Consider the following 20,475-nt stretch of genomic DNA (forward strand, 5'->3'; position numbering starts at 1 on the left):
AGTTCTCATGTTTCTGCGAGCCAACGGACTGTTTCCAACGTGTCAATCTCTTCTGGCGGCTTATCATGCCGTATCCGCACAATCCGAGGAAAGCGCAAGGCATAACCGCTTTTGTGGCGCTTGGAGAGTTGGACGCGATCGAACGTCACTTCCAGAACAATTTGAGGCTCCACGACATGCACTTTGCCATGAGCAAACTCTTGCAGTGTATGTGCTTGAAACCAAGTAGATAGCTCTGTCACTTCCGTATCCGTCAAGCCAGAATAAGCCTTTCCCACATTTAGCAAAGTGGGATCGGTCTCACTGGCTCGCACGGCAAAGGTGTAATCGGAGAGAAATCGACTACGCTTGCCAGTGCCCACCTCTGCTGCTGTCACCACCACATCTAGAGTGGCGATCGCTCGCTTAATTTTTAGCCACTCCTTACCCCGACGACCTGGTTTGTAGGTAGAGCCCAGTGCCTTCACCATCAAGCCTTCATTACCGCGATCGCGAGCTGCGAGAAATTCTGCATCCAAAGCTGTGGCATCGCTAAAGCGTTGTGAGACTGCCCGACGAACTCTCGGTGTCGCCAGTGGCAGCATCGTTAATGCCGCTTGACGCTGCACATACGGCTCCTCTATCAACACCGTGCCATTTTGGTAGAGCAGATCATAGGCAACAAACGCCACAGGCACTTCACCCAGTAGTTTTTCCGTAGGGGTTTTACGCCCCAGCCGCTTTTGTAGTTCCTGAAAGGGGAGAATTTGCTCATCTCGGAATGGCACAATCTCGCCATCCAAAATCAATTCTGTGGTTTCTCCTTCTCCAGTCCCTCTTGCTAAAGCAGCCAATGGAGCCAACAAGTCTGGGAAACTCGCTGTGATGTCATCTAAGGTGCGAGAAAAAAGAGCCACCCGAATGCCATCAATCACGATTCCGTGAGCCGATTTATTTGCTGGATCGGCGGGAGCAATATGGGCTTGGGCTCGAATGCCATCGTATTTATCCTCAACCGCAAATTCTCCTGGTAACAGTCGGGATACTTCTACCAAATCCTCGGCGGGACTTGCCAACATAAACTTAATTGGATGAAATAGCTGCATTTGGGCTTGCTCTAGCTGGCCGTGACGAGCCAACACAGCCGTTGCCCCAATATCCCCTAGCAACATATTCGCCCACTGAATCCACTCTACCTTTTGCTTCGCCAGCCGAGCGATCGCGTCTTCTACCGCGCCTTCTTTGAGACCAATCCGCAGATCTCCAGATAACAGCTTGATCAAATACTTTGCTTCTAAGGGAGTCGCGCGTTTCAGCAGTTTGACTACCCACTCTAGTTTGCGCTTGGAGCCTTTGGTTTTGGCAATTTGCTCTAGGGCGATCGCAACATCTGTGAGATCAAGTAAGGATGAGGCGTGATTGGGAAACACAGCAGCAGTGACATCACCCAAGTCTCCCAGTTTGACCAACTGTGTCTTGAGCGTCTCCAACTCAATCTTCGTAATCAGCATCAAAGCTGACAACAGAGTTGCCCCTCCAACCTTAGTTGTTCTTTGCTCCTTCAAAGGAAACACATAGCCTGCAAAATAACGAGCTGCATAAGCTAGTTGCTCATCATTGAGGCTATTAAAGTAGTGACCCAGTAAAGCAGACTTGGCCAAACGTTTCGTTGTGGCACCTACCTGTTCTGCCACTTGAGCAAACCGCCGAAAGGCACCCATCTGAGCGCCTGTGCCAGAGTCAACCCCAACTTTAACCACAGGGGTGGTGAGTGAGTTAGCGCCAAGATCTCCCGAAGTCATGGATGGTAGTAAAGCGACTTGTATCGAGTTGCCCAGCAAAACGGTTCTCCCTTTTCAACGTTTTGTGCAGCTCACTCTAACCAGAAAGGCAAAAGAACAGAGAACTCAACCAGGAATGATTCAAATATAGTCAGGGTGGGGGGTCACAGCCTCTATCTTTTGGTACGACCCGCAGGAGCGATCGCGGCTCATTGCCCTGCCGCAAGAGTTATTGCTATAAAGATCTGACTTTCTCCAGACCTTTTCTGACCCTCAGAATGTAGGACAACACGTTAAAGTTGGCTGGGAGTTGAGTATTAGAGGCCTGAGTTAACAAGATTGCTGAGACAACGCAGTTTAGGACGCAATCAGTAAACCAATTTCATTTAAGTAATAAATTATACTTACGCAACCCACTACGATTTCATTTAAGACTTGGTGGATTATTTTTTAATGTCAATTTCTACAAGAATTAAATCACTTCTTTTTTAAGGTTTAAATTACTTTTTGATTGTTATTTCTTAATATATAAAAATCCTTTAAATGCCTTCCAGCAGAACCTTAAGGCGCTCACTAATTCAAAAATGATGAAAATATAGAGTGTGTAGGCGATCGCTTGCTCTACTTTCAACAAAGCACCAAATTATTATGAAGAAATTCATAAAAAGACTGTAAAGCAGAAAGACGCGTAGTAGATTTTACAGGTAGGGTGCTGTATCTTCGATGTACATTCACGGAGTAAGTGTTGTTAGTACAGCGAAGCAAACTGACGGCAAGCCTATAAACCCGTCAGATTACTGAATCAGGTTTTCGTCTGCCGAATGGTTCCATCTGCTGCGACAGCATCTTTTATGCCAAGCAACTGGCCCAACTCGTTGCGATCGCGCTAACAGTTTTTATCTCTGTAGAGCAGAAAAGTTGCGGTAATCATCGTTGCCGCTCTAATTCTGCTGCCGTTCCCTTATTCAACCGTTTGAGATCAGCCCATGACCGCTACTTTGCAAAAAGCTCCAGCCGCTTCTCTCACCTTCAGCGCCTCAGCCGCTAGCCGCGAAATTGTCTTTATCGATCCAGCCGTAACCGATTACCCAGATTTGGTCACAGGGGTGCGATCGGGGGTTGAAGTTGTTGTGTTAGAGGCAATGGCAGATGGAGTTGAGCAAATTAGCAGTGTTTTAGCTCAGCGGCACAACTTGACCGCTGTACATGTGGTCTCTCATGGCTCACCCGGACGAGTACAACTGGGTACCAGCGAACTAAGCCTAGAAACCATCGATCGCTATTCCTGGGAACTGCAAGCCTGGGCCGAATCCCTCACCAATACCGCAGAGTTACTGATCTACGGCTGTGAAGTAGCTAAGGACGATCGCGGTTGGGTCTTTGTCAATATGGTTCACAGCTTGACAGGCGCAAATGTTGCAGATTCCCCGCTCAGCCGCCTTACTGATAGCAACTAATCTTTTGCAACTGTAAACACGATCGCTTCTAGCGATGGATTTGAGGTGGCGATCGCTGCTTCAACTCGGCTGCCCGTCTTAATCAACCTGTTCCAATCCATAACTATTACTTCGCTCTGCTTCCGCGCCGCCTCTCCAGTACGAGGCACTCAAACCTACATTACTCAGGAAAGATTTCATGACTAGCCTCAACGAAGCTATTTTGGCCGATTCTCTAGTTCTCGCTCAGCAACAACTCCAAGGCTTTGCCCAAAGCGAAAATTTCTTGTCAGTACTCGATAGCGTTTTTGGTACAGAATACGATCGCGCTCAAGCAGAAGCCATCCAGCAAGCCTGGCAAGCCAGCGATTTTTCCCAACTGCCAGAGATTCAAGTACTAGATAACGCCTCCATGTCAGGGGTACAAGGAGGCTTCTCGGCCCAGACAGGCAAAATCTACATCAATGCTGATTTTCTGGCTAATGCAACAGCAGATCAAATCACAACGGTACTAATAGAAGAGATCGGTCACTCGCTGGATAGCTGGATCAATATCAGCGATACGCTGGGGGATGAAGGGGAACTGTTTTCAGCTTACGTTCGTGGAATTGAGATTAGTGAGCCAGCACTAGCTGCTATGCAGTTTGAGAACGATCAGGTTGAAGGGGTAGTTGATGGAATACCTCTGGCTCTAGAAGCTAGTAGTTTAAGAGTTGGCTACTATGACATGTCTCTAGGTTCCGGGAATGCTAGTCAGGTGGAAGCCATCCAGGCTGCCGGACATATCCCGATCCTGATTACAAGCCTGTCCGATGCAGAACTCGCAAGCATCAACATGCTGGTCGTGCAGAATCCAAACAACAGTGGCTTTGGTAGTGAGTATCTAGCGCGGCTGTCGGCTATAAACTTGGCTGTCGAGAGCGGGTTGAAGCTCATCATCCATGATCGGCATGTAGCTAGTGCAGAAACAATTCTGCCTGGCTCTGTGGGCTTCAACATTGTCCGTGACTTCTCCGATAGCTTCAACATCAACTTTATTGATGACAATCATAGTGTCGCCTCAGGACCTGGTGGCAATCTTAACGATGGATCGCTTGATCAAGGCAACTACTCGAGTCATGGCTTCGCACTCTCTGGCACGTTACCCGTAGATGCAGATCTCATCCTGAGTCAAGGGGATGCAAGTAAGATCGTCACCTTCTCCTATAGGCATGGCAATGGTCATGTCATCTACTCGTCCATTCCGCTCGATGTTTATCTTGGGGATGTCATTGGCAATGGCGGTACAGGGGGCATCTACAGGAATGCCGAAGAATATGCTGCTAACTTGATCGACTACGCAGCCGTAGATCTCGGCAATAAAGCGCCCACAGGTTCTGCTACAGCATCTCTAGTTGCTGGCACAGAAGACACGGCTTATACCATCACCAAAGCCCAACTGCTAGCTGGCTTCAGCGATGTCGATGGCAATGCACTATCTATCACTGACTTTGCCACCAGCAACGGCAGCTTTGTGGAGAACGAGGATGGTAGCTTCACCATCACTGGGGCAAACAACTACAACGGTTCAGTTACCGTAAGCTACAAGGTTAGTGATGGTTCCCTCTCGGTTGATGCTTCAAACAGCTTCACCCTTGCTGCGGTTAACGATGCAGCCACTCTGACAGGCACCAAAGCCAGCCTCGCTGCTGGCAGTGAAGATACTGTCTACACCATCAGCCAAACTGACTTGCTCACAGGTTTTAGTGATGTGGAAGGCGATATCCTTTCCGTCTCCAACCTCACTGCCAGCAACGGCAGCCTGGTGAACAATAGCAATGGCACTTGGAGCTTTACTCCGGCTGCCAACTACAACGGCGCTGTCAACCTCAGCTACAACGTCACTGATGGTCAAGGCGGTAGCACCGAAGCTACCCAATCGTTCACCCTCGCTGCTGTTAACGATGCAGCTACACTGACAGGGACAAAAGCCATCTTGTCTGCTGGCAGTGAAGATACTGTCTACACCATCAGCCAAACTGACTTGCTCACAGGTTTTAGTGATGTGGAAGGCGATAGCCTTTCCGTCTCCAACCTCACTGCCAGCAACGGCACCCTGGTGAACAATAACAATGGCACTTGGAGCTTCACCCCAACTGCCAACTACAACGGCACAGTCAACCTCAGCTATAACGTCACTGATGGTCAAGGCGGTAGCACCGAAGCTACCCAATCTTTCACCCTTGCTGCGGTTAACGATACTCCCACTGCCACCAACGAAAGCCTCACAACTGCCGAAGACGTACCTTTGGTTATCAGTGCAGCAAGTCTCTTAGGCAACGATGCCGACGTTGATTTAGGCGATAGTCTCAGCGTTTCGGCTGTCACACAACCGGGTAAGGGTGGGTTGGTTGACAATGGCAATGGCACTTATACTTACACCCCCAACACCAACTACAACGATACTGATAGCTTCACTTACACTATCAGCGATCGCGAGGGCGCAACCAGCACGGCTACTGTCAATCTCACAGTTAATGCTGTGAATGACAACCCAGATGCCATCAATGACATCATCACTGCTCGCCAAGGCACAGCCAAAACCATCCTGGCGGCTGACTTACTCGCTAACGATGCTGACATTGAAGGAGATGCCCTCCGCTTGACTCAGGTGAAGAATGCCCAAAATGGTACAGTTGCCCTCGACAGTAACGGCAATGTCGTCTTCACAGCGAATGCCAACGTCGCAACTGCCAGCTTTGAATATACTCTCAGCGATGGTCAGGGCGGAACTGATATCGCATTTGTGAGCGTATTGGTTGGCGTGGTTGATGATGGCGGCAACGGCCAAGATACCATGAACGGTACGGCTGGAGATGATGTGCTCAACGGCGGCAATGGTGATGATATCTTACGAGGTTTTGCTGGGGACGATAAGTTGTTGGGTGGCAATGGTATAGATAACTTACAAGGTGGAGAAGGTAAAGACTGGCTGTATGGTGGACGTGGTAATGACCTGCTGAACGGTGGTTTAGGACGTGATACCTTTGTGCTAATTTCCCAAAATGGCACAGACACCATTCAGGACTTCACTGATGGCGAAGACCAAATTGGTTTAGCTGAGGGTCTGACTTTCGGGCAACTAACGGTTAGCTCCAGCAACGGCAATACGCTCATCGCTAAGAACGGTGGAGACGTGCTAGCAATCTTGTCAGGAGTTAACTCTAGTCTGATTACCCAAGCCGACTTCATCAGCGTGGTGTAGCACATAAACTGCGATCGCCTCTCTAGTCTTAGTAAAGGCGATCGCGGTTTAACTATCTCAGGTATCCCTAGCGCATCACCAACCGACGGCGTGGGCGACGGCTGATCAGCAGTAGGGCGATCGCGGCTATCCCAAGTATTATTCCTGGTTCTGGAGTACTCTCCATATTTTCTGGGCTGTCATTGTCGCCCACACGATTGAAGCGGTCTTTATTCAGCTCAGCTTGGCGCAAAGCTTCTCTCTGCTCATCGTTGACCAGTACGATCATGGAGGAATAAGGACTCACGATCTTGAGTTGTTTCGCGATCGCATGCACTGTATCCAATTGAGCCAGTTGAGGGTTTGCCATGTCTTTGCTCAGGGCCAAAATGAGCTGTCGTGCAGCGAGAGGAGCAAAGGTATCTGGATTTTCGGTAGTAAAACGTGGGGGTTTAGCTTGATTACTCGCAGGCTTATCCTGAGCACTTTCTGAAGAAGAAGTGTCTGGAGATGCAGTTGGAGGTGAAGCTGGTTTTTCAACAAACCAGGCATAGCCATCTGCCACTGTGATAACTTCTGGCCCTAAAGCCGCTTGAGTCGCTTGGCGTTGCAGAGCTGTGGGAAGATCAGAAGCCGTACCCCCACCATTGGCCTGGATAATTTTGAGGATGGTGTCGTCATACGCGATCGGTTGTTCTCCCAAATGCACCACCCATAAAGGAGCAGAGAGAGTCGCGATCGCCTTTTGCTGATTCTTGCCTAATTCGTAGCTACCACCATCTGTTAACAACAAGACACCATCATAAGCAGTGTCACCCTGTAGGCGGGAGTATTGTCGCAACATCTGGGTTGGTTGCAAGGTGCCGTAGAAGGCTATTTTAGCTGGATTGAACTGACGAATATCATCAATGCGTTGGGGTTTCGCATTAGCAGCTCCAGTGATATAGAGATCCGCATCATTATTGGCGAGGTTATTGTCAGCAAACCCGTGTCGTTTTAGCCACTCGACTGTCTGATTGAGTTCTTTGGCACGAGCGGACATACTGTAGGAGCTATCTACTACAACAGCAAATCGTTTATTTTGCAAAGATGTGTAGTCTGTGAGGGTGACTGGTTTTGCCGAAATCTGATAATCTCCCAGCTCAACTTGATGCAAGCTGGGTGAAGTTTGGCTGCTCGCTGGTAGAAAAGCTGGTAGCCAATCTACTTGATTTAATAAAGGTGACTGCCCATTATAGAGACGCTCAGTCTTGCGATTCCAAAAGACATTGCGCTTCTCGGTGAGTTGTGGCAATGCCCAGCCTTGAGGTTGTCGCATCACTTTGTAGGCCAGCCACAGATGCATCTCAGTCGGGCGATCGCTGGGTACCTCTGCTCCAGGTAATGGTTTAGGAGGAATGGGAAATGCCCGCAGACGGTATTGCTGCGGCCCTACCTGTTCTAATAATGCTGGATCAACGCGGCGTCTAACTTCTGTGGTGTAAACCTGCTCAGCGGCTCCCCGTGGGGATACTTGAAATACAAAACGCTGGTCCAGGTTAGCAGTATCTCCCAACCAGATCCCAGTTAGGACGGCTGTCTCGGGCAGTGTAAAGGCATAGCGAATTTCCTGCTGCTGCGGGGTTTCATTTTTGTAAACCTCGTACAGCTCAACTTCGGCCCAGTCTCCCTGCTCGGTAACTTTTAGCTGTTGCGATCGCAGCCAAACATTCTCCTGATCGATCGCCAACAAGCTGGCCTCTGGCGATTGCCGCCAAGGAGCTTCGGCAATTCTGAGAATCGGTCGAATCGTGTCGGCTTCTGCCTTTTCAATCGGAGTATCAAAGAATTGAGCGTAAAGCTTCTCAGCTCTCTCGCGATCGTTGTAAGAGCCTTGATATAAGAATGGTGCGAAGAGACAATTGTTAGCTTCTCGCCAAAACTGAGCGATGGGTTCTGGCAGAAATGTGTCAGTGATGTAGTAGCTGTTCTCTGAATAACCGAGGTAACGGTAGTCTGCCAAATAAGCATTAAGCAAACCCGCCCGAATGACATTTGATTTGGCTACAAGGGCTTGGCGATCGCGGTCTGTCTCAGGTGGGTTTGACAGTAACTTAAAGGCTTGAATTTGCGGCTGTTGTAGAAAAGAGAGAAATAGCACTAACCAAGCGGTTAACCCTGCGATCGCAATTTGCAGTGCCTTCTTTTGCCCGTACTGTTCTGCAAAAGCTTTGAGGACTCGGTGCCCGGAGCGGATGTAAGAACTACCTAACTCAAAGGGAAAGAGGAGAAACAAAAAAGCGCTGAACCCTAGCAGGATGCCACCTGCCCCTGCCCACCAGTATTCCCAGTTCCAGGATTCCATCAGAGGTTTTACCCATTCAAAGGTGAAAAACCAAAGGACCAGTGCAGGAGTTGCGGGGACGCTGTAAGACAAGATCACGAGTCCAGCATAGACGCTCAAGCCAATCAAAAGAGTGTGGGCAACCACTTGTATGCTGGCGATCGCTCGATTTTGTCTGGCATAGCCATAGAGTAACTCTAGATAAAAAGCGACAATGCCAACAACTGCAGTACCGAGAATTAAAGTGCTTGCAGGATTTAGCCGCTGCCAAATAAATAGCCGCAACAGACAGAGTAGCAGGAGCGGCACTTCTACGCCAAAAAATAAGCGCATTAGTTGTAACGGTTGAGCGCGAAACCTCCGCAGCCCTACAGCAGTAGCCATTGTGGAAACAACAATTAAAATCGCCAAAGTCAACAGTGACTCTGTGATCCAAGGATCTGCAAGATTCTCTTCGAGTAGATAAACACCTAGTTGAGGTAAGAGCCCAGCACAGACAAGGAATAAAAATGCAATGTTCCAAACCCAAAAGACGGTATGGAATATAGCATGGAGAAAATTTTTCATGCTCGAACTCCAGCAGCAGTAAATTTGACGAGTTTATGAGCGGTGATCTAACAAGGACGATTTAGCAAAAGAGACCAGGATAAAAGCGAGGTAGAACTTTCAAAACCCTAAAATGTTTTTTACGGCATCTAAAACATGGGAGTAAATGTTACCTTCCAAGTTCCGAAACAGCTCAAAATCCTTGTTGGGTGCGCCGAAGAAAGGCCGTAAAATCCATCCCATTTGGCTACCCACAAAGCCATAGAGCACCAGCCAAAGTTGCAGAATTTTCTGTCGAGTTTTAGTGTCTGTTTGGCTCTCTAGTTCGGTGGGTCGCATTGCCTGATAGAAAGCATTCACGCCAATTAGGCCAGTCACCGCGAAAATCACCACATTGAGGAGCTTAAAGAACTCGTAGTCTATAACCGACAGACGAAAAAAGAGAGTGATGGGGGCAAAGCTACAGAGCAACAAGCTGATGAGCGACACCGATGACAATAACAAGGCAAAATGTTGAGCAAAGCTGCGGTTCGAGCCAAAAAGGATATTGAAGAAATACAGCGTCGGCAGGCAAATTACCAAAGTAATTAAGTACAGCGCTGGCAACTTGATGGCAGAAGCTACAATTTGCAATCCGCCTGTAAAGGAACCAATCACGGCTCCATAAACTGTAAATAGAATCGAGCTGGCGACCAGCAGGGCAATAATTTTTTGTTCTAGCTTAATTCCCTGATTTACTTCCTCCATAAACCCTGGGCGATCGCGCAAGAGCTGCATCAATATCCCAAAATAACCCCCCACGTGCCCTCCAACATGACCCCTAACCTGCCCCATATTTTCTCCCTCTGCGATTTGCTGTAGACCAGCGATTCATCTTTCTCTCAGGCGATCGCAAACAAATTTTGGGAGTTACACTCAGGCTTTACTGAAACTTTATATTGGCGAATCGAGCTAAATGGTTTATCAATAAGAGGCCATGAAGTAGTGCCATTCAGTGGTGCATGTAGAGATCATTGAGCAGCCATGAGTGAACGGGACGAACAACTGAGGCAACTGGTTGCGGCAGTCTGCCAAGCGACTCCTCAAACTTGGCAATGGCAACAAGCCATGACGCTTTTGCTGACCCAAGTGCTGGCTCTGCCCGGTTTGGCGCGCTCTAGTCATCCCAACTATGCCGATGTCCTCAACGAAACGCTGAGCGAGTTGGGCGATTGCCTCTGTAGCGAGTTTCAGCCCCAACCGAATTTATCTTTTGAAACGAGTTTAGTCGCCTGGATCAATAAAAAACTTCGCTTAAAATATCGAGTTCAAGAACTCCACAGCCCCACTCAGCCAGCTCCGTTACCTTTAGAGATAGACCTACCTGCTACGGCTGCTTGTACTATCTGGGAGCTAGATGCCGAGATTGAGCAACAACAGCAACAGCGCCGAGCTATGCGGGTGGGTCAGCAGTTGCAGCGATATGTCGAGCAAGACCCTGAAGCTAAATTGCGGCAATGCCATCCCGGCGCTTATCCCCAAGCCCATGCTCAAGTCCTGGCTCAACGCTTACTGTTGAAGTCACCGCCAGACAAATTAACGGCGATCGCCCGTGAGCTAGAAGTGCCTTACCAAGCGCTTTACTGGCACTGGAAACACAAAGTTTTACCTTTGTTGCAAGAAATCGCCCAAAATTTCGGCTACCAACCCGATAAATAGGTATGAACAGCACTCACACTCCTCTCCTCACCGTTCCCCTCAGCCGCGATGCTCATGCTTGGGCTCGGAAATTCGCCGCTGAGCAAATCAATCCGCATCATGGCAAGCGGGTTTATCTCAATACCTTGGCGGTCTACGCCGTTCACACCTATCTCCGCTGGATTCGCATTGCCACGGATCTTAGCCAAGGAGACAGTTGGCAACTTCATTTGCAAGCGGTGTTAGATGTGGCCGATCTAGTCATTCCTAACGTAGGGAAACTAGAATGCCGCCCCATCCTGCCGGAAACCTCGGTTTGCCACTTACCACCAGAAACGTTAGATCAGCGTATTGGCTACGTCGGCGTGCAATTTCAGACGCAGTTAGATGCTGTGCAATTGCTGGGTTTTGTTCCTGCGATCGCGCCTTCACCCTCACCTCTTACCCAACTATCTCTTACCGATTTCCAGCCTCTTGCAACCTTATCGGCTCATCTGCATCAACTCCGCAGTGCCCAGGCAATTGCTACCCCAGAAACACGAATCACAGTGCCGAGTGCGCCCGTGAATTTGGGTCAGTGGTTCCAGAACCAATTTGAGGTGGGCTGGCAAACTTGGGAAGATTTGTTTAGTGACGATCTGCGTCCAGCCTTTAACTTTAGGGGCGATCGCTCCGCACCCGCGATCATCGCTTCTGAAGCTAGCCTGGAGCCACCAACAGGTATACGACGAGGGAAGCTAATTGAGTTAGGAGGGCAACCCACTGCTCATGTAGCCGCCCTAGTCGTGGAAGTTACTCCTCTACCAGAGACTTCTGAGATGAAACATGAAGTGCTCTTGCAAGTTCATCCTACTCGCGAGCAGCGTTTTCTCCCTGCAAATTTACAACTCATCGTGTTGGATGCAACAAATCAACCAATTCTCGATGCTAGTGGCACTCCCCTAGCAGTTCGCAGTCACCAAACCGATAACTTCATCCAGTTGCTACTTAGAGGCAAGACAGGCGAACAATTCCATGTCAGATTAGTCCTAGGAGATGTCAGCGTCACCGAACAGTTTGTGATCTGAATGCCGATGGGGAAGCTAGTTGTCTTCAAGCTGGGTGCAGGCGATTTTGAACGGGGCTTTCCGGTAACGTTGCAGATTGGTGTGGAAGGCGATCGCCCCAGTACAGAAATCACTGGATTTCTCCCGCCCAACCCCACCATCTTGGAAGACTACCAGCGCTGGCAAACCGCTTATCTTGCTTTGGGATGGCAATTCAACTTACGGATTGAAGTTCCAGCGGGGCAAGTTAATCGAGTCTCCTTCACCACGCTCTGTCAGGATGCTGCCGAGGCTTTAAGCGCTAATCTCAATCATTGGCTCAGCGCTGACTCGTTTCGTCCCGTCCGCGAGAAGCTGCTGGAGAAACTGTCCCCTGCTGACCTGATTCGGTTAATTTTGCAAGTTGAAGATCTGCGTTTACGCCGCTTACCTTGGCATCGGTGGGATTTTTTTGAGCGCTACCCGAATGCTGAACTTGCGCTCAGTGCGCCTGGATACGAACGACTAGACCGACCTGCGATCGCTAGAGACAAAATCCGGATTCTGGCAGTATTGGGCAACCGGGCAGGAATCGACACAGAAGCCGATCGCCAACTCCTGGCCCAACTCCCTTCCACGGCTGAAGTTGTCTTTTTGGTAGAACCTAATCGCCGGGAACTAAATCAACAACTTTGGGATACCCAAGGCTGGGATATCCTGTTTTTTGCGGGACATAGCGCCAGTCAAGCAGATGGAGCCACAGGACAAATTGCGATCAATCCCCAGCAGCGATTGGGGTTAGGCGACTTGAAACATGCCCTCCAGCAGGCGATCGCTCAGGGGTTGCAATTAGCCATCTTCAACTCTTGTGATGGTTTAGGCTTAGCCCACGATCTACAGGCTTTGCATATCCCCCAGATGATCGTGATGCGAGAGCCTGTGCCTGATTTGGTGGCTCAGGAGTTCTTGAAAGCCTTTCTTACAAGCTTCACTCAAGGAGCACCGCTCTATCTGGCAGTACGGCAAGCCAGAGAGCAGTTGCAAGGGTTAGAAGATGAGTTTCCTTGCGCTAGTTGGCTCCCGGTTATTTGCCAAAATCCTGCCGAACTACCAATGGTTTGGCAGCCCAAAACCCAATCGGTAGATCAGCGGGTTGAGTCAGTTCCTTTAGCCCAAATCCCACCTTGTCCTTATCGCGGCTTAGCAGCCTTTCAAGAGTCGGATACGCCGTTTTTCTTTGGGCGAGAAGCCTTTATCAACAAACTGCTGCGTCTAGCACCCACTCAACCTTTAATCACGATCGCTGGGCCTTCTGGCAGTGGTAAATCTTCAGTGGTGGCAGCAGGGTTAATCCCTCGCTTACGGACGGAGGGGGATTGGCTGATTTGCAGCTTGCGCCCTAGCCAACGGCCTTTTTTACGCTTAGCGGAGCAGTTCGTGATGCTGCTAGAGCCAGATCGGGGTGAGACAGAACAACTACTCGCCGCCAATCAACTGGCTGCTGCTTTGCAACAAGGGACTGTAACTCTGCCCGATGTGATTGAGCAGATTCTTTACAAATACCCCACCGCCAAGCGATCGCTGCTGTTGGTAGATCAGTTTGAGGAACTCTACACCCTTTGCCAACTGGATGCAGAACGGCAGCAGTTTCTCGATCAGCTCTTGGCCCTGCTCCCATCTGGGGTTGCCTGTACGTTAGTCCTGACGCTACGAGCAGACTTCCTCGAATCAGCTCTAGCCTACCGACCTTTTGCTGATGCTTTGAGCCAGTTCGCCCCAGAATTGATTGGTCCCATGAGTACCGCCGACTTGGAAGCGGCGATCGCCCTACCCGCCGCCCTAATGAAGGTCAAAATTGCGGATGGTCTCACCATTCGGATTTTGGAGAGCATCAGTCAGGCTCCCGGAAACCTGCCACTCTTGGAATTTGCACTGACATTACTTTGGGAGCGGCAACAACAAGGCGAGTTAACTCATGCTGCCTATGATGCGATCGGGGGAGTCAATCAAGCGCTAGCGGTTTATGCTGAGCAGGTTTATGCAAAGTTGGCTGCGTTTGAGCAAAAACAGGTGCAGCGTTTGTTGACGCAGTTGGTACGGCCTGGAGAAGGTGGTGTCGATATCCGCCGCTTAGCCACTCGCAGTGAGATTGGCGAAACTAACTGGCCCTTGGTCAGACGCTTGGCTGATGCTCGATTGGTGGTGACGAATCGCAGTGCCGATGGCATAGAAACCGCAGAAGTAGTGCATGAAGCCTTGATTCGGGAGTGGCAGCGGTTGCGCCAGTGGATGGAAGAGGTGCGGACGTTTCGGCTGTGGCAGGAGCGACTGCGATCGCTGATTCGGCAATGGCAGGTGAGCGATCGCGATGATGGAGCCTTGCTGCGGGGTGCCCCTTTACTGGAAGCCCAATTCTGGTTGCAAGAACAGTCGGCGGATCTAAGACCAGAGGAACAAGCCTTTATTCAGCGCAGTTTAGCTTACCAACACCAGGAGCAGTCCGAGCGTCACCGCAGCCGCCGACGGGTGATTTTCGGTCTCAGTTTGGGCTTGTTTGGGTCGCTGGGATTGGGCGCGATCGCGGCTTGGCAATGGGAACGGGCAGAAATCCAAACCCGCAATGCTCAACTCAGTGCCCGAAGCTTTTCCTCAGAAGCGCTGCTGGCGTCTGACAAAGCCTTCGATGCCCTGCTGGAAGCGCTTCGCGCTGGTAATCAGCTCCAACATGCGTCAGGCGTGACCCCCACCACGCGCATACGAGTTGCCTCGACCCTCCTACAAGCGCTCTATACGGTGCAAGAGCGCCAACGACTGGAACAACATCGAGACTCGGTTACCAGTGTCAGCTTTAGTCCCAACGGTCAGATTCTCGCCTCAGCCAGTGCAGACCGAACCATTTTGTTGTGGCGGTTGGATGGCACCTTGCAAAAAACGATCTCCGGTCATCGCGATCGCGTCACAGCGGTGCAGTTTAGCCCAGATGGAAAACTTATCGGATCGAGCAGTGCCGACCAAACGGTGCGATTGTGGCAAGCTGATGGCAAGCCGCTACAAGTTCTGCGAGGCCATGCAGCAGCAGTAACCAGCGTCAGTTTTAGCCCGGACAACAAAATTCTCGCCTCGGGCAGTACCGACGGCAAGATTAAACTATGGCAACGCAATGGTACGCCCTTAAAAACGTGGACTGCTCAGGGAGATAGCATTCAGTCTCTTAGCTTTAGTCCCCAGGGTCAGACACTAGCCTCCGCCCACGGGGACGGCAGCATCAAAGTCTGGCGACTCAATGGCACTCTGCAACAAACCCTTAAAGGACATAAGGGCACAGTGAACATGGTGCGCTTCAGCCCCAATGGCCAACTGCTGGCTTCAGCTAGTAATGACCAAAAGATTCGCCTATGGCATGTGGATGGAGCAATGCTTCAGGTTTTGTCAGGGCACCGCGCCGCCGTAACAGCCATCAGTTTTAGCTCGGATGGAAAAAGGTTAGCTTCTGTGGGCGGCGATCGCACCGTCAAACTCTGGAATCTCAAGGGCAAGCTGCTCCAAACTCTACCGGGTCATAGCTCACGGATTGAAACGGTCAGCTTTAGCCCGGATGGGCAACTACTCGCTTCTGGGAGTGGCGATCGCACCGTTAAACTTTGGCAACTCCAGCGCCGCGCCTCACAGAGTATTGGTGATCGCAGCAATATCACCAGTCTGAGTCCCAGCAGTCGCCCGATTGCAGCAGGTAGCCGAGATGGTCTGATCCAACTTTGGCAGCCAAATGGTAAGCTCCTGCATCAATGGCAAGGGCACGCAGCTCCGGTTTACAGCATTCGCTTTAGCCCCAATGGTAAAACTCTGGCTTCCGCTAGCGGTGATGGCACGGTGAAGCTTTGGCGGCAGGATGGCACTTTGCTGATCACCCTAACAGGGCATAACGCTGCGGTTTACGATGTCAGCTTCAGCCCCGATGGGCAAACATTAGCGTCTGCCAGCTTCGACCACACCGTGCGCCTATGGAACTCGACAGGAAAACTCTTGCACATTCTATGGGGTCATCAAGATTTAGCCCTGACTGTTCGCTTTAGCCCGGATGGGCAAACTTTGGCTTCTGCGGGTAAAGACAGCACGATTCGGCTATGGCGGCAAGATGGATCGCCTCTGAAGACCCTAGAAGGCCATAATTCCAGCGTTCTAGCAATTAGCTTTAGCCCGAATGGTCAAATGCTAGCTTCTGCCAGTGCCGACAATCTGATCAAGCTATGGAGTATCGATGGCAGATTGCTCAGCATTTTACGGGGCCATAGTAATACTGTCACCAGCATCGGCTTCAGTGCCGATGGCCAAACCTTAGTATCTGGAAGTGCTGATAACACTGTGAAACTGTGGAGCTTGGATGGCACACTGCTGAAGACGCTCCAGGGATATAACGGAAGTGTCTTCGGAGCAACATTTGGCCTGGATAATCAACAAATTCTTTCCGTGAGTAATGGAAAAGTGGTGTTATGGAGCCTAGAACTAGACTGGCTGATGCAACAAGGATGTGATTGGGTCAGTGATTATCTACGCAGTAACCCGACAGTACATGCTCGCGATCGCCAGTTATGTCCAAGTTCATCGCCGCCTGCCATCGGGCAACTCAAGTCAGAAATCAAAAAAACTATCTTTTGGCGACGTTCAGGCCAATGATACCAAAGAGGATCAGAAGTATACAGGCCAGCTTGAAATTGCTCAGGCTCTCGCCAAACAAAGCTGCTCCCAAGATCGTCGTGCCAACAATGCCAATTGCCGACCAAATGGCGTAGGCTACACTCACTTCTATTCCTTTGAGAGAGAATCCAAAACAGATAAAAGCGGCTGGATAGCCAATCACAGAACCCAATAGATATTTGGAATTAACGAAACCATTGGTTTTCTTTAAGCACAGAGTTGCTATCAACTCGCAAAGAATGGCAGACGCAAGAAACACCCAGCTTTGATCCATTGAAGGCAAACCCTTTAGAACCTTTCCCTATTAAGCTACTAGAATCCTTGCGCTCCATCATGATATTGTCATCCCGATACATTCACTCGCTCAGCCATAATTTCTTGAATTAATTGGGCATAAGTTTCTGAGGGGCGATCGCCGAGGTGGTCTTCTAGCAAGCGATCGCTGCCGTGAGCAAAGTCAATGGTAAACAAACCAAAACGTGGAGTATAAGAACCCCACTCATAGTTATCAGTGAGTGACCAATGCATGTAGCCAATCATGGGCACAGACTCCTGCAATAGCCGCTGCACCTGCTGGAGATGGGCTTTAAGAAACTCACTACGACGAAGTTGATCCGCCCGATGGGTGGCTACACTGTTATCTGGCTTCCGCCGCAGCGCCATACCATTTTCAGCGATCATCATAGGAAGATTACGGAGATCTTCGGAATAGTATTTACAGAAGAAATGTAGACCTTCGGGTAAACTGCGCCAATCCCACCACTTACTAGTAATGCCACTCATCAGCCAAGCCCGGAAGCCCTTAGTTTTAAACTCGAAATCTGAGAAGGCGGGGAGACGAAAAATATGAGCAATAAACGGATCGTAATAATCGATCGCTAGATAGTCAATGACCTGAGGCCGAGGTGAAAGCTCTAGCTCTTGCAAGAATAAGTCAAGCTGCTCAAGATTGAATAAGCGGTAGCCTAAACGATTCACACTCCAATGAGTAAAGCGCCCCAGTTGATACGGCAAATTATGTCGAAAGGGCAGCTTGGCTTCTAGCAGCGCTGTTTCTAACTGATCCGCTTTGTCATGAATATACTCTTTAATATCCCTTGGCTTAACATCATGTTGTCGTAAATCTAGTAGATCCCAAATTACTTTCTCTGACCAATAAAGATCGCTACAGTAAGTATTGAGAGAGACTCGTGGCGTGGTCCACCCAGAGGCAACATAGATGTCATGGATACAGTTGTAAGCTCGAACATGAGCGGCCAACATGTGATTGTAAGCCTCTAGGACGATACTCGAACCCATTGCCGCATCCGAGGGAAACTGCCGACTCAAATAGGTATTGGAAACTAAAATATTGGGTTCATTGATGGTGATGTACCAATGGATCGGCGGCAGTTGATGATGATCCACTAGGCGGCGATTAATATGTGTAACTGCCACCCGGACATATTCCACAAAATAATCAACAGTCGCTTCAGTTAGCCAGGCATCTATCCCTAACCACGCAGGATGAGTGAAATGATGTAAGGTAACGACTGGCTCTAAGCCATATCGACGACAAGCCGCGACGCGATCGCTATAGGCATCTAGGGCACTGTAGTCAAAAGCTGGAAGAGAACTGGGGTGGCGATCGCTAGAAGGTTGAATTCGGGCCCACTCTAAGCCTAAGCGAAATGAGTTTAAGCCAATGGTTTGGCAACGCTGAAAATCTTCTTCATAGCGATGCCAAAATTCAGTCGCCCCTACCGTCGGCATCACGCTGCCTTTCGACTCACTCCAACACCAGTTGTTCTGGGGTTGTCCAGGACCGTTATATCCCCCTTCGCTTTGGTAACCGGAGGTGGCAACTCCCCACAAGAATGATTCACGTGACATCGTTGAGTTGTTCTGCATAGGGTTCTAGATTCGAATCTTTAGAAACGTAGTGAGATTGCCAATTGTGGAGAACATATTCAGCAATATTCAGAGCAGCCGCAGGCTGACCAATTTCCAAAGCTGCCTGCCGCATCTCTGCTAGGCGCTCTGGATGCTGTAGCAGATATTGAACTGCTGGAGTGACCATTTCTAAAAGTCTCAGTTGCACCCCTGCGCCCGCCGATGCAATTACGTCAGCATTTTGCTCCTCTTGACCGGGAATTGGATCAACAATCACCATCGGTGTACCCCGCGCCAAGATCTCGCTGGTAATCAGTCCCCCTGCTTTCGTAATCGTCAAGTCGCTGGCTACGATCAAATCATCTACATGATCAATCATGCCCAGCCGACGCAGCTTAGTTGTATCGTTGTCCGCCAAATCGGACACTGCTTCTAACAAATCACCATTACGTCCAGCGACCAACACTACCATGCTCGCCCCGGAGTACTCCACTAGACTAGAAACCATTGTCCGGACTCGCCTGGGGTTTAGGCCACCTCCAAAAAGTGTAATGATCGAGCCATCAAGAGGTAGATCATGCTGCGATCGCACCGCGACTTTAGTCTTAGGCTTCGTACTCTCTAGGTGAATTGGAATCCCCGTTACATGCAGCAATTGCGGATTTACCCCCCGCTGCACTAAAAAATTCGCACTTAAATCATTCGGCAGGAAGTAGCCATTAACGCCATAGTTAATCCAGGTGCTGTGGGCGATCGTGTCCGTTACAACCACATATTGTGGTTTGGAGACTTCATCTTCCTGGTCTAGGAGTTGTAACAAGCGGCTGGGAATCTGCTGCACACAGACCACCACATCGGGATCGGCTTTCTTGATAAACTGCCCTAACTTGCGAAAGAAGGGCCGTTCCAACCGAGCCCAAGTGAGATTACTGTCAATAGCGCGTTCCAGGTCATCTACGTCACTGCCTTCATAAAACGCCTTGTAGAGCAATGGCACTTTTTCGCTTAGTTGCTCATAAAGTTGAGTAATGGCGTTGCGGTAAACTGAACTGGCATAGGTAAGGGCGTCTTCACTGAGCACTTCTACATCAGGAAAGCGAGCGAATGCGTCCTTCAAGGCTCTGGCAGCGCTGACATGCCCTGATCCTAAAGAAGAGTACAGAATTAAAATTCGTGTCATGGGGACTCATTTAAGAAAGAGTTGCCTGATGCATCCATAGTTAAACATCATCGTGAGCCAATTGACAGCGTCCTTGAGTCTGGCATTCTAGTCGCTGCTGGCGTTCTGCCGCGATCGCCGCTAAATGGGGTCGCCCCGTCAGCGCCAGTCGTCGATCTGCCCAAAAGTCATACAGGCGATCCACAATGGGGCCAATTACAGGCCATTTTGTGGCGGCGTAGATCCAGCCCATCCCCAGAATTTCATAAACTCGGCGAAACACTTCCACATTCTTGATCACGGTGCCATCGGCTAGCACGGCATGAATGCGTCCCATAGCCGCTGCAAAATCTACTCCACCATTGGCTTTGGGATCGTAGTCATCCTTGGCAATGTCTACAAATGCGACTAATCCTCGGCCTGCATCGCGCTTAGCCAAGAAATTAACTTCCCGCAAGCACAACGGGCATTCACCGTCATACAGCAATTTAATTTTCCAGGAGGGTGTAGCGGCTACAGTTTTAACTTCGGATAGCGGCAGTTGTGTAGACGAGGCATCTTCGTAGGCATTTAAGGGCATAGCAGTTCTAGGGCGTGAGTGCTCAAGTAAGAGGAGTATTAGCTTACTTAGTATTTTAAGAAAATTAACAATTAAAAGGGGCAGCAGATTACCATCCGATACGGCTAATTATTTGCCTGCTGTAACAAGCTCCTAACTTAGATAACAACAACTAAAGAATTGTCTTTCTCCCCAGATGA

Annotated in this window: 13 protein-coding genes; 5 read left to right on the top strand and 8 right to left on the bottom strand. The window is 49.7% G+C overall.

Features of this window, described 5'->3' with window-relative positions; translation table 11 throughout:
* Positions 1-5 precede the first annotated feature (5 nt).
* A complete protein-coding gene (locus tag H6F90_RS15080; protein ID WP_190553236.1) occupies positions 6-1,781 on the bottom strand; it encodes an ATP-dependent DNA ligase in 1,776 nt (591 codons plus the stop codon).
* A 965-nt stretch (positions 1,782-2,746) separates the two neighbouring features.
* On the opposite strand from H6F90_RS15080, the gene H6F90_RS15085 reads away from it, so the two are divergent.
* A complete protein-coding gene (locus H6F90_RS15085; protein ID WP_190553237.1) occupies positions 2,747-3,217 on the top strand; it encodes a DUF4347 domain-containing protein in 471 nt (156 codons plus the stop codon).
* Here the strand turns inward: H6F90_RS15085 and H6F90_RS30385 are convergent.
* Positions 3,214-3,366 carry a hypothetical protein gene (locus H6F90_RS30385; protein WP_206756181.1) on the bottom strand — a complete coding sequence of 51 codons (153 nt, stop codon included), beginning with the start codon at positions 3,364-3,366 and terminating at the stop codon, positions 3,214-3,216. The two genes, H6F90_RS15085 and H6F90_RS30385, sit on opposite strands and share 4 nt — an antisense overlap.
* Before the next feature lie 29 nt (positions 3,367-3,395).
* On the opposite strand from H6F90_RS30385, the gene H6F90_RS15090 reads away from it, so the two are divergent.
* A complete protein-coding gene (locus tag H6F90_RS15090; RefSeq protein ID WP_190553238.1) occupies positions 3,396-6,440 on the top strand; it encodes a cadherin-like domain-containing protein in 3,045 nt (1,014 codons plus the stop codon).
* A gap of 67 nt (positions 6,441-6,507) precedes the next feature.
* Here the strand turns inward: H6F90_RS15090 and H6F90_RS15095 are convergent, their stop codons facing one another.
* On the bottom strand, positions 6,508-9,309 hold the full coding sequence (locus tag H6F90_RS15095; protein ID WP_190553239.1) for a TIGR02921 family PEP-CTERM protein: 2,802 nt from the start codon (positions 9,307-9,309) through the stop codon (positions 6,508-6,510).
* A gap of 99 nt (positions 9,310-9,408) precedes the next feature.
* On the bottom strand, positions 9,409-10,122 hold the full coding sequence (locus H6F90_RS15100) for an actin-binding WH2 domain-containing protein (RefSeq protein WP_190553240.1): 714 nt from the start codon (positions 10,120-10,122) through the stop codon (positions 9,409-9,411).
* Between the two features lie 189 nt (positions 10,123-10,311).
* Between H6F90_RS15100 and H6F90_RS15105 the strand changes: the two genes are divergently transcribed.
* From H6F90_RS15105 to H6F90_RS15115, 3 genes are read left to right on the top strand one after another with little or no spacing between them, the layout of a single operon-like run.
* Positions 10,312-10,986 carry a hypothetical protein gene (locus H6F90_RS15105; protein ID WP_190553241.1) on the top strand — a complete coding sequence of 225 codons (675 nt, stop codon included), beginning with the start codon at positions 10,312-10,314 and terminating at the stop codon, positions 10,984-10,986.
* Between the two features lie 2 nt (positions 10,987-10,988).
* Positions 10,989-12,032: a DUF1822 family protein gene (locus tag H6F90_RS15110; RefSeq protein WP_190553242.1), complete on the top strand. Its 1,044-nt coding sequence runs from the start codon at positions 10,989-10,991 to the stop codon at positions 12,030-12,032.
* A gap of 6 nt (positions 12,033-12,038) precedes the next feature.
* Positions 12,039-16,664, top strand: a complete 4,626-nt coding sequence (locus H6F90_RS15115) for a CHAT domain-containing protein (protein ID WP_190553243.1) — start codon at positions 12,039-12,041, stop codon at positions 16,662-16,664.
* Here H6F90_RS15115 and H6F90_RS15120 read toward each other — a convergent pair.
* The 4 genes from H6F90_RS15120 to H6F90_RS15135 form a co-directional block, all read right to left on the bottom strand.
* Positions 16,636-16,959: a multidrug efflux SMR transporter gene (locus H6F90_RS15120; RefSeq protein ID WP_190435438.1), complete on the bottom strand. Its 324-nt coding sequence runs from the start codon at positions 16,957-16,959 to the stop codon at positions 16,636-16,638. The genes H6F90_RS15115 and H6F90_RS15120 overlap by 29 nt on opposite strands.
* A gap of 68 nt (positions 16,960-17,027) precedes the next feature.
* Positions 17,028-18,557 (bottom strand): glycoside hydrolase family 1 protein, encoded by a 1,530-nt coding sequence (locus tag H6F90_RS15125; protein ID WP_199295940.1) that lies wholly within the window; start codon positions 18,555-18,557, stop codon positions 17,028-17,030.
* Positions 18,547-19,737: a glycosyltransferase gene (locus H6F90_RS15130; RefSeq protein WP_190553244.1), complete on the bottom strand. Its 1,191-nt coding sequence runs from the start codon at positions 19,735-19,737 to the stop codon at positions 18,547-18,549. The genes H6F90_RS15125 and H6F90_RS15130 overlap by 11 nt, the downstream gene beginning before the upstream one ends.
* Before the next feature lie 40 nt (positions 19,738-19,777).
* On the bottom strand, positions 19,778-20,296 hold the full coding sequence (locus H6F90_RS15135) for a thiol-disulfide oxidoreductase DCC family protein (RefSeq protein ID WP_190553245.1): 519 nt from the start codon (positions 20,294-20,296) through the stop codon (positions 19,778-19,780).
* Positions 20,297-20,475: the final 179 nt, after the last annotated feature.

This window comes from Trichocoleus sp. FACHB-591, assembly GCF_014695845.1.
In the GTDB taxonomy this organism is placed as follows: domain Bacteria; phylum Cyanobacteriota; class Cyanobacteriia; order FACHB-46; family FACHB-46; genus Trichocoleus.

Excerpts from the sequence above, each read along its gene's own strand:
- H6F90_RS15085 (WP_190553237.1), top strand. The coding sequence starts at position 2,747 with ATGACCGCTACTTTGCAAAAAGCTCCAGCCGCTTCTCTCACCTTCAGC.
- H6F90_RS15115 (WP_190553243.1), top strand. The coding sequence starts at position 12,039 with ATGGGGAAGCTAGTTGTCTTCAAGCTGGGTGCAGGCGATTTTGAACGG.
- H6F90_RS15100 (WP_190553240.1), bottom strand. The coding sequence starts at position 10,122 with ATGGGGCAGGTTAGGGGTCATGTTGGAGGGCACGTGGGGGGTTATTTT.
- H6F90_RS15090 (WP_190553238.1), top strand. The coding sequence starts at position 3,396 with ATGACTAGCCTCAACGAAGCTATTTTGGCCGATTCTCTAGTTCTCGCT.
- H6F90_RS15110 (WP_190553242.1), top strand. The coding sequence starts at position 10,989 with ATGAACAGCACTCACACTCCTCTCCTCACCGTTCCCCTCAGCCGCGAT.
- H6F90_RS15080 (WP_190553236.1), bottom strand. The coding sequence starts at position 1,781 with ATGACTTCGGGAGATCTTGGCGCTAACTCACTCACCACCCCTGTGGTT.
- H6F90_RS15105 (WP_190553241.1), top strand. The coding sequence starts at position 10,312 with ATGAGTGAACGGGACGAACAACTGAGGCAACTGGTTGCGGCAGTCTGC.
- H6F90_RS15130 (WP_190553244.1), bottom strand. The coding sequence starts at position 19,737 with ATGACACGAATTTTAATTCTGTACTCTTCTTTAGGATCAGGGCATGTC.
- H6F90_RS15125 (WP_199295940.1), bottom strand. The coding sequence starts at position 18,557 with ATGTCACGTGAATCATTCTTGTGGGGAGTTGCCACCTCCGGTTACCAA.
- H6F90_RS15120 (WP_190435438.1), bottom strand. The coding sequence starts at position 16,959 with ATGGATCAAAGCTGGGTGTTTCTTGCGTCTGCCATTCTTTGCGAGTTG.
- H6F90_RS15135 (WP_190553245.1), bottom strand. The coding sequence starts at position 20,296 with ATGCCCTTAAATGCCTACGAAGATGCCTCGTCTACACAACTGCCGCTA.
- H6F90_RS15095 (WP_190553239.1), bottom strand. The coding sequence starts at position 9,309 with ATGAAAAATTTTCTCCATGCTATATTCCATACCGTCTTTTGGGTTTGG.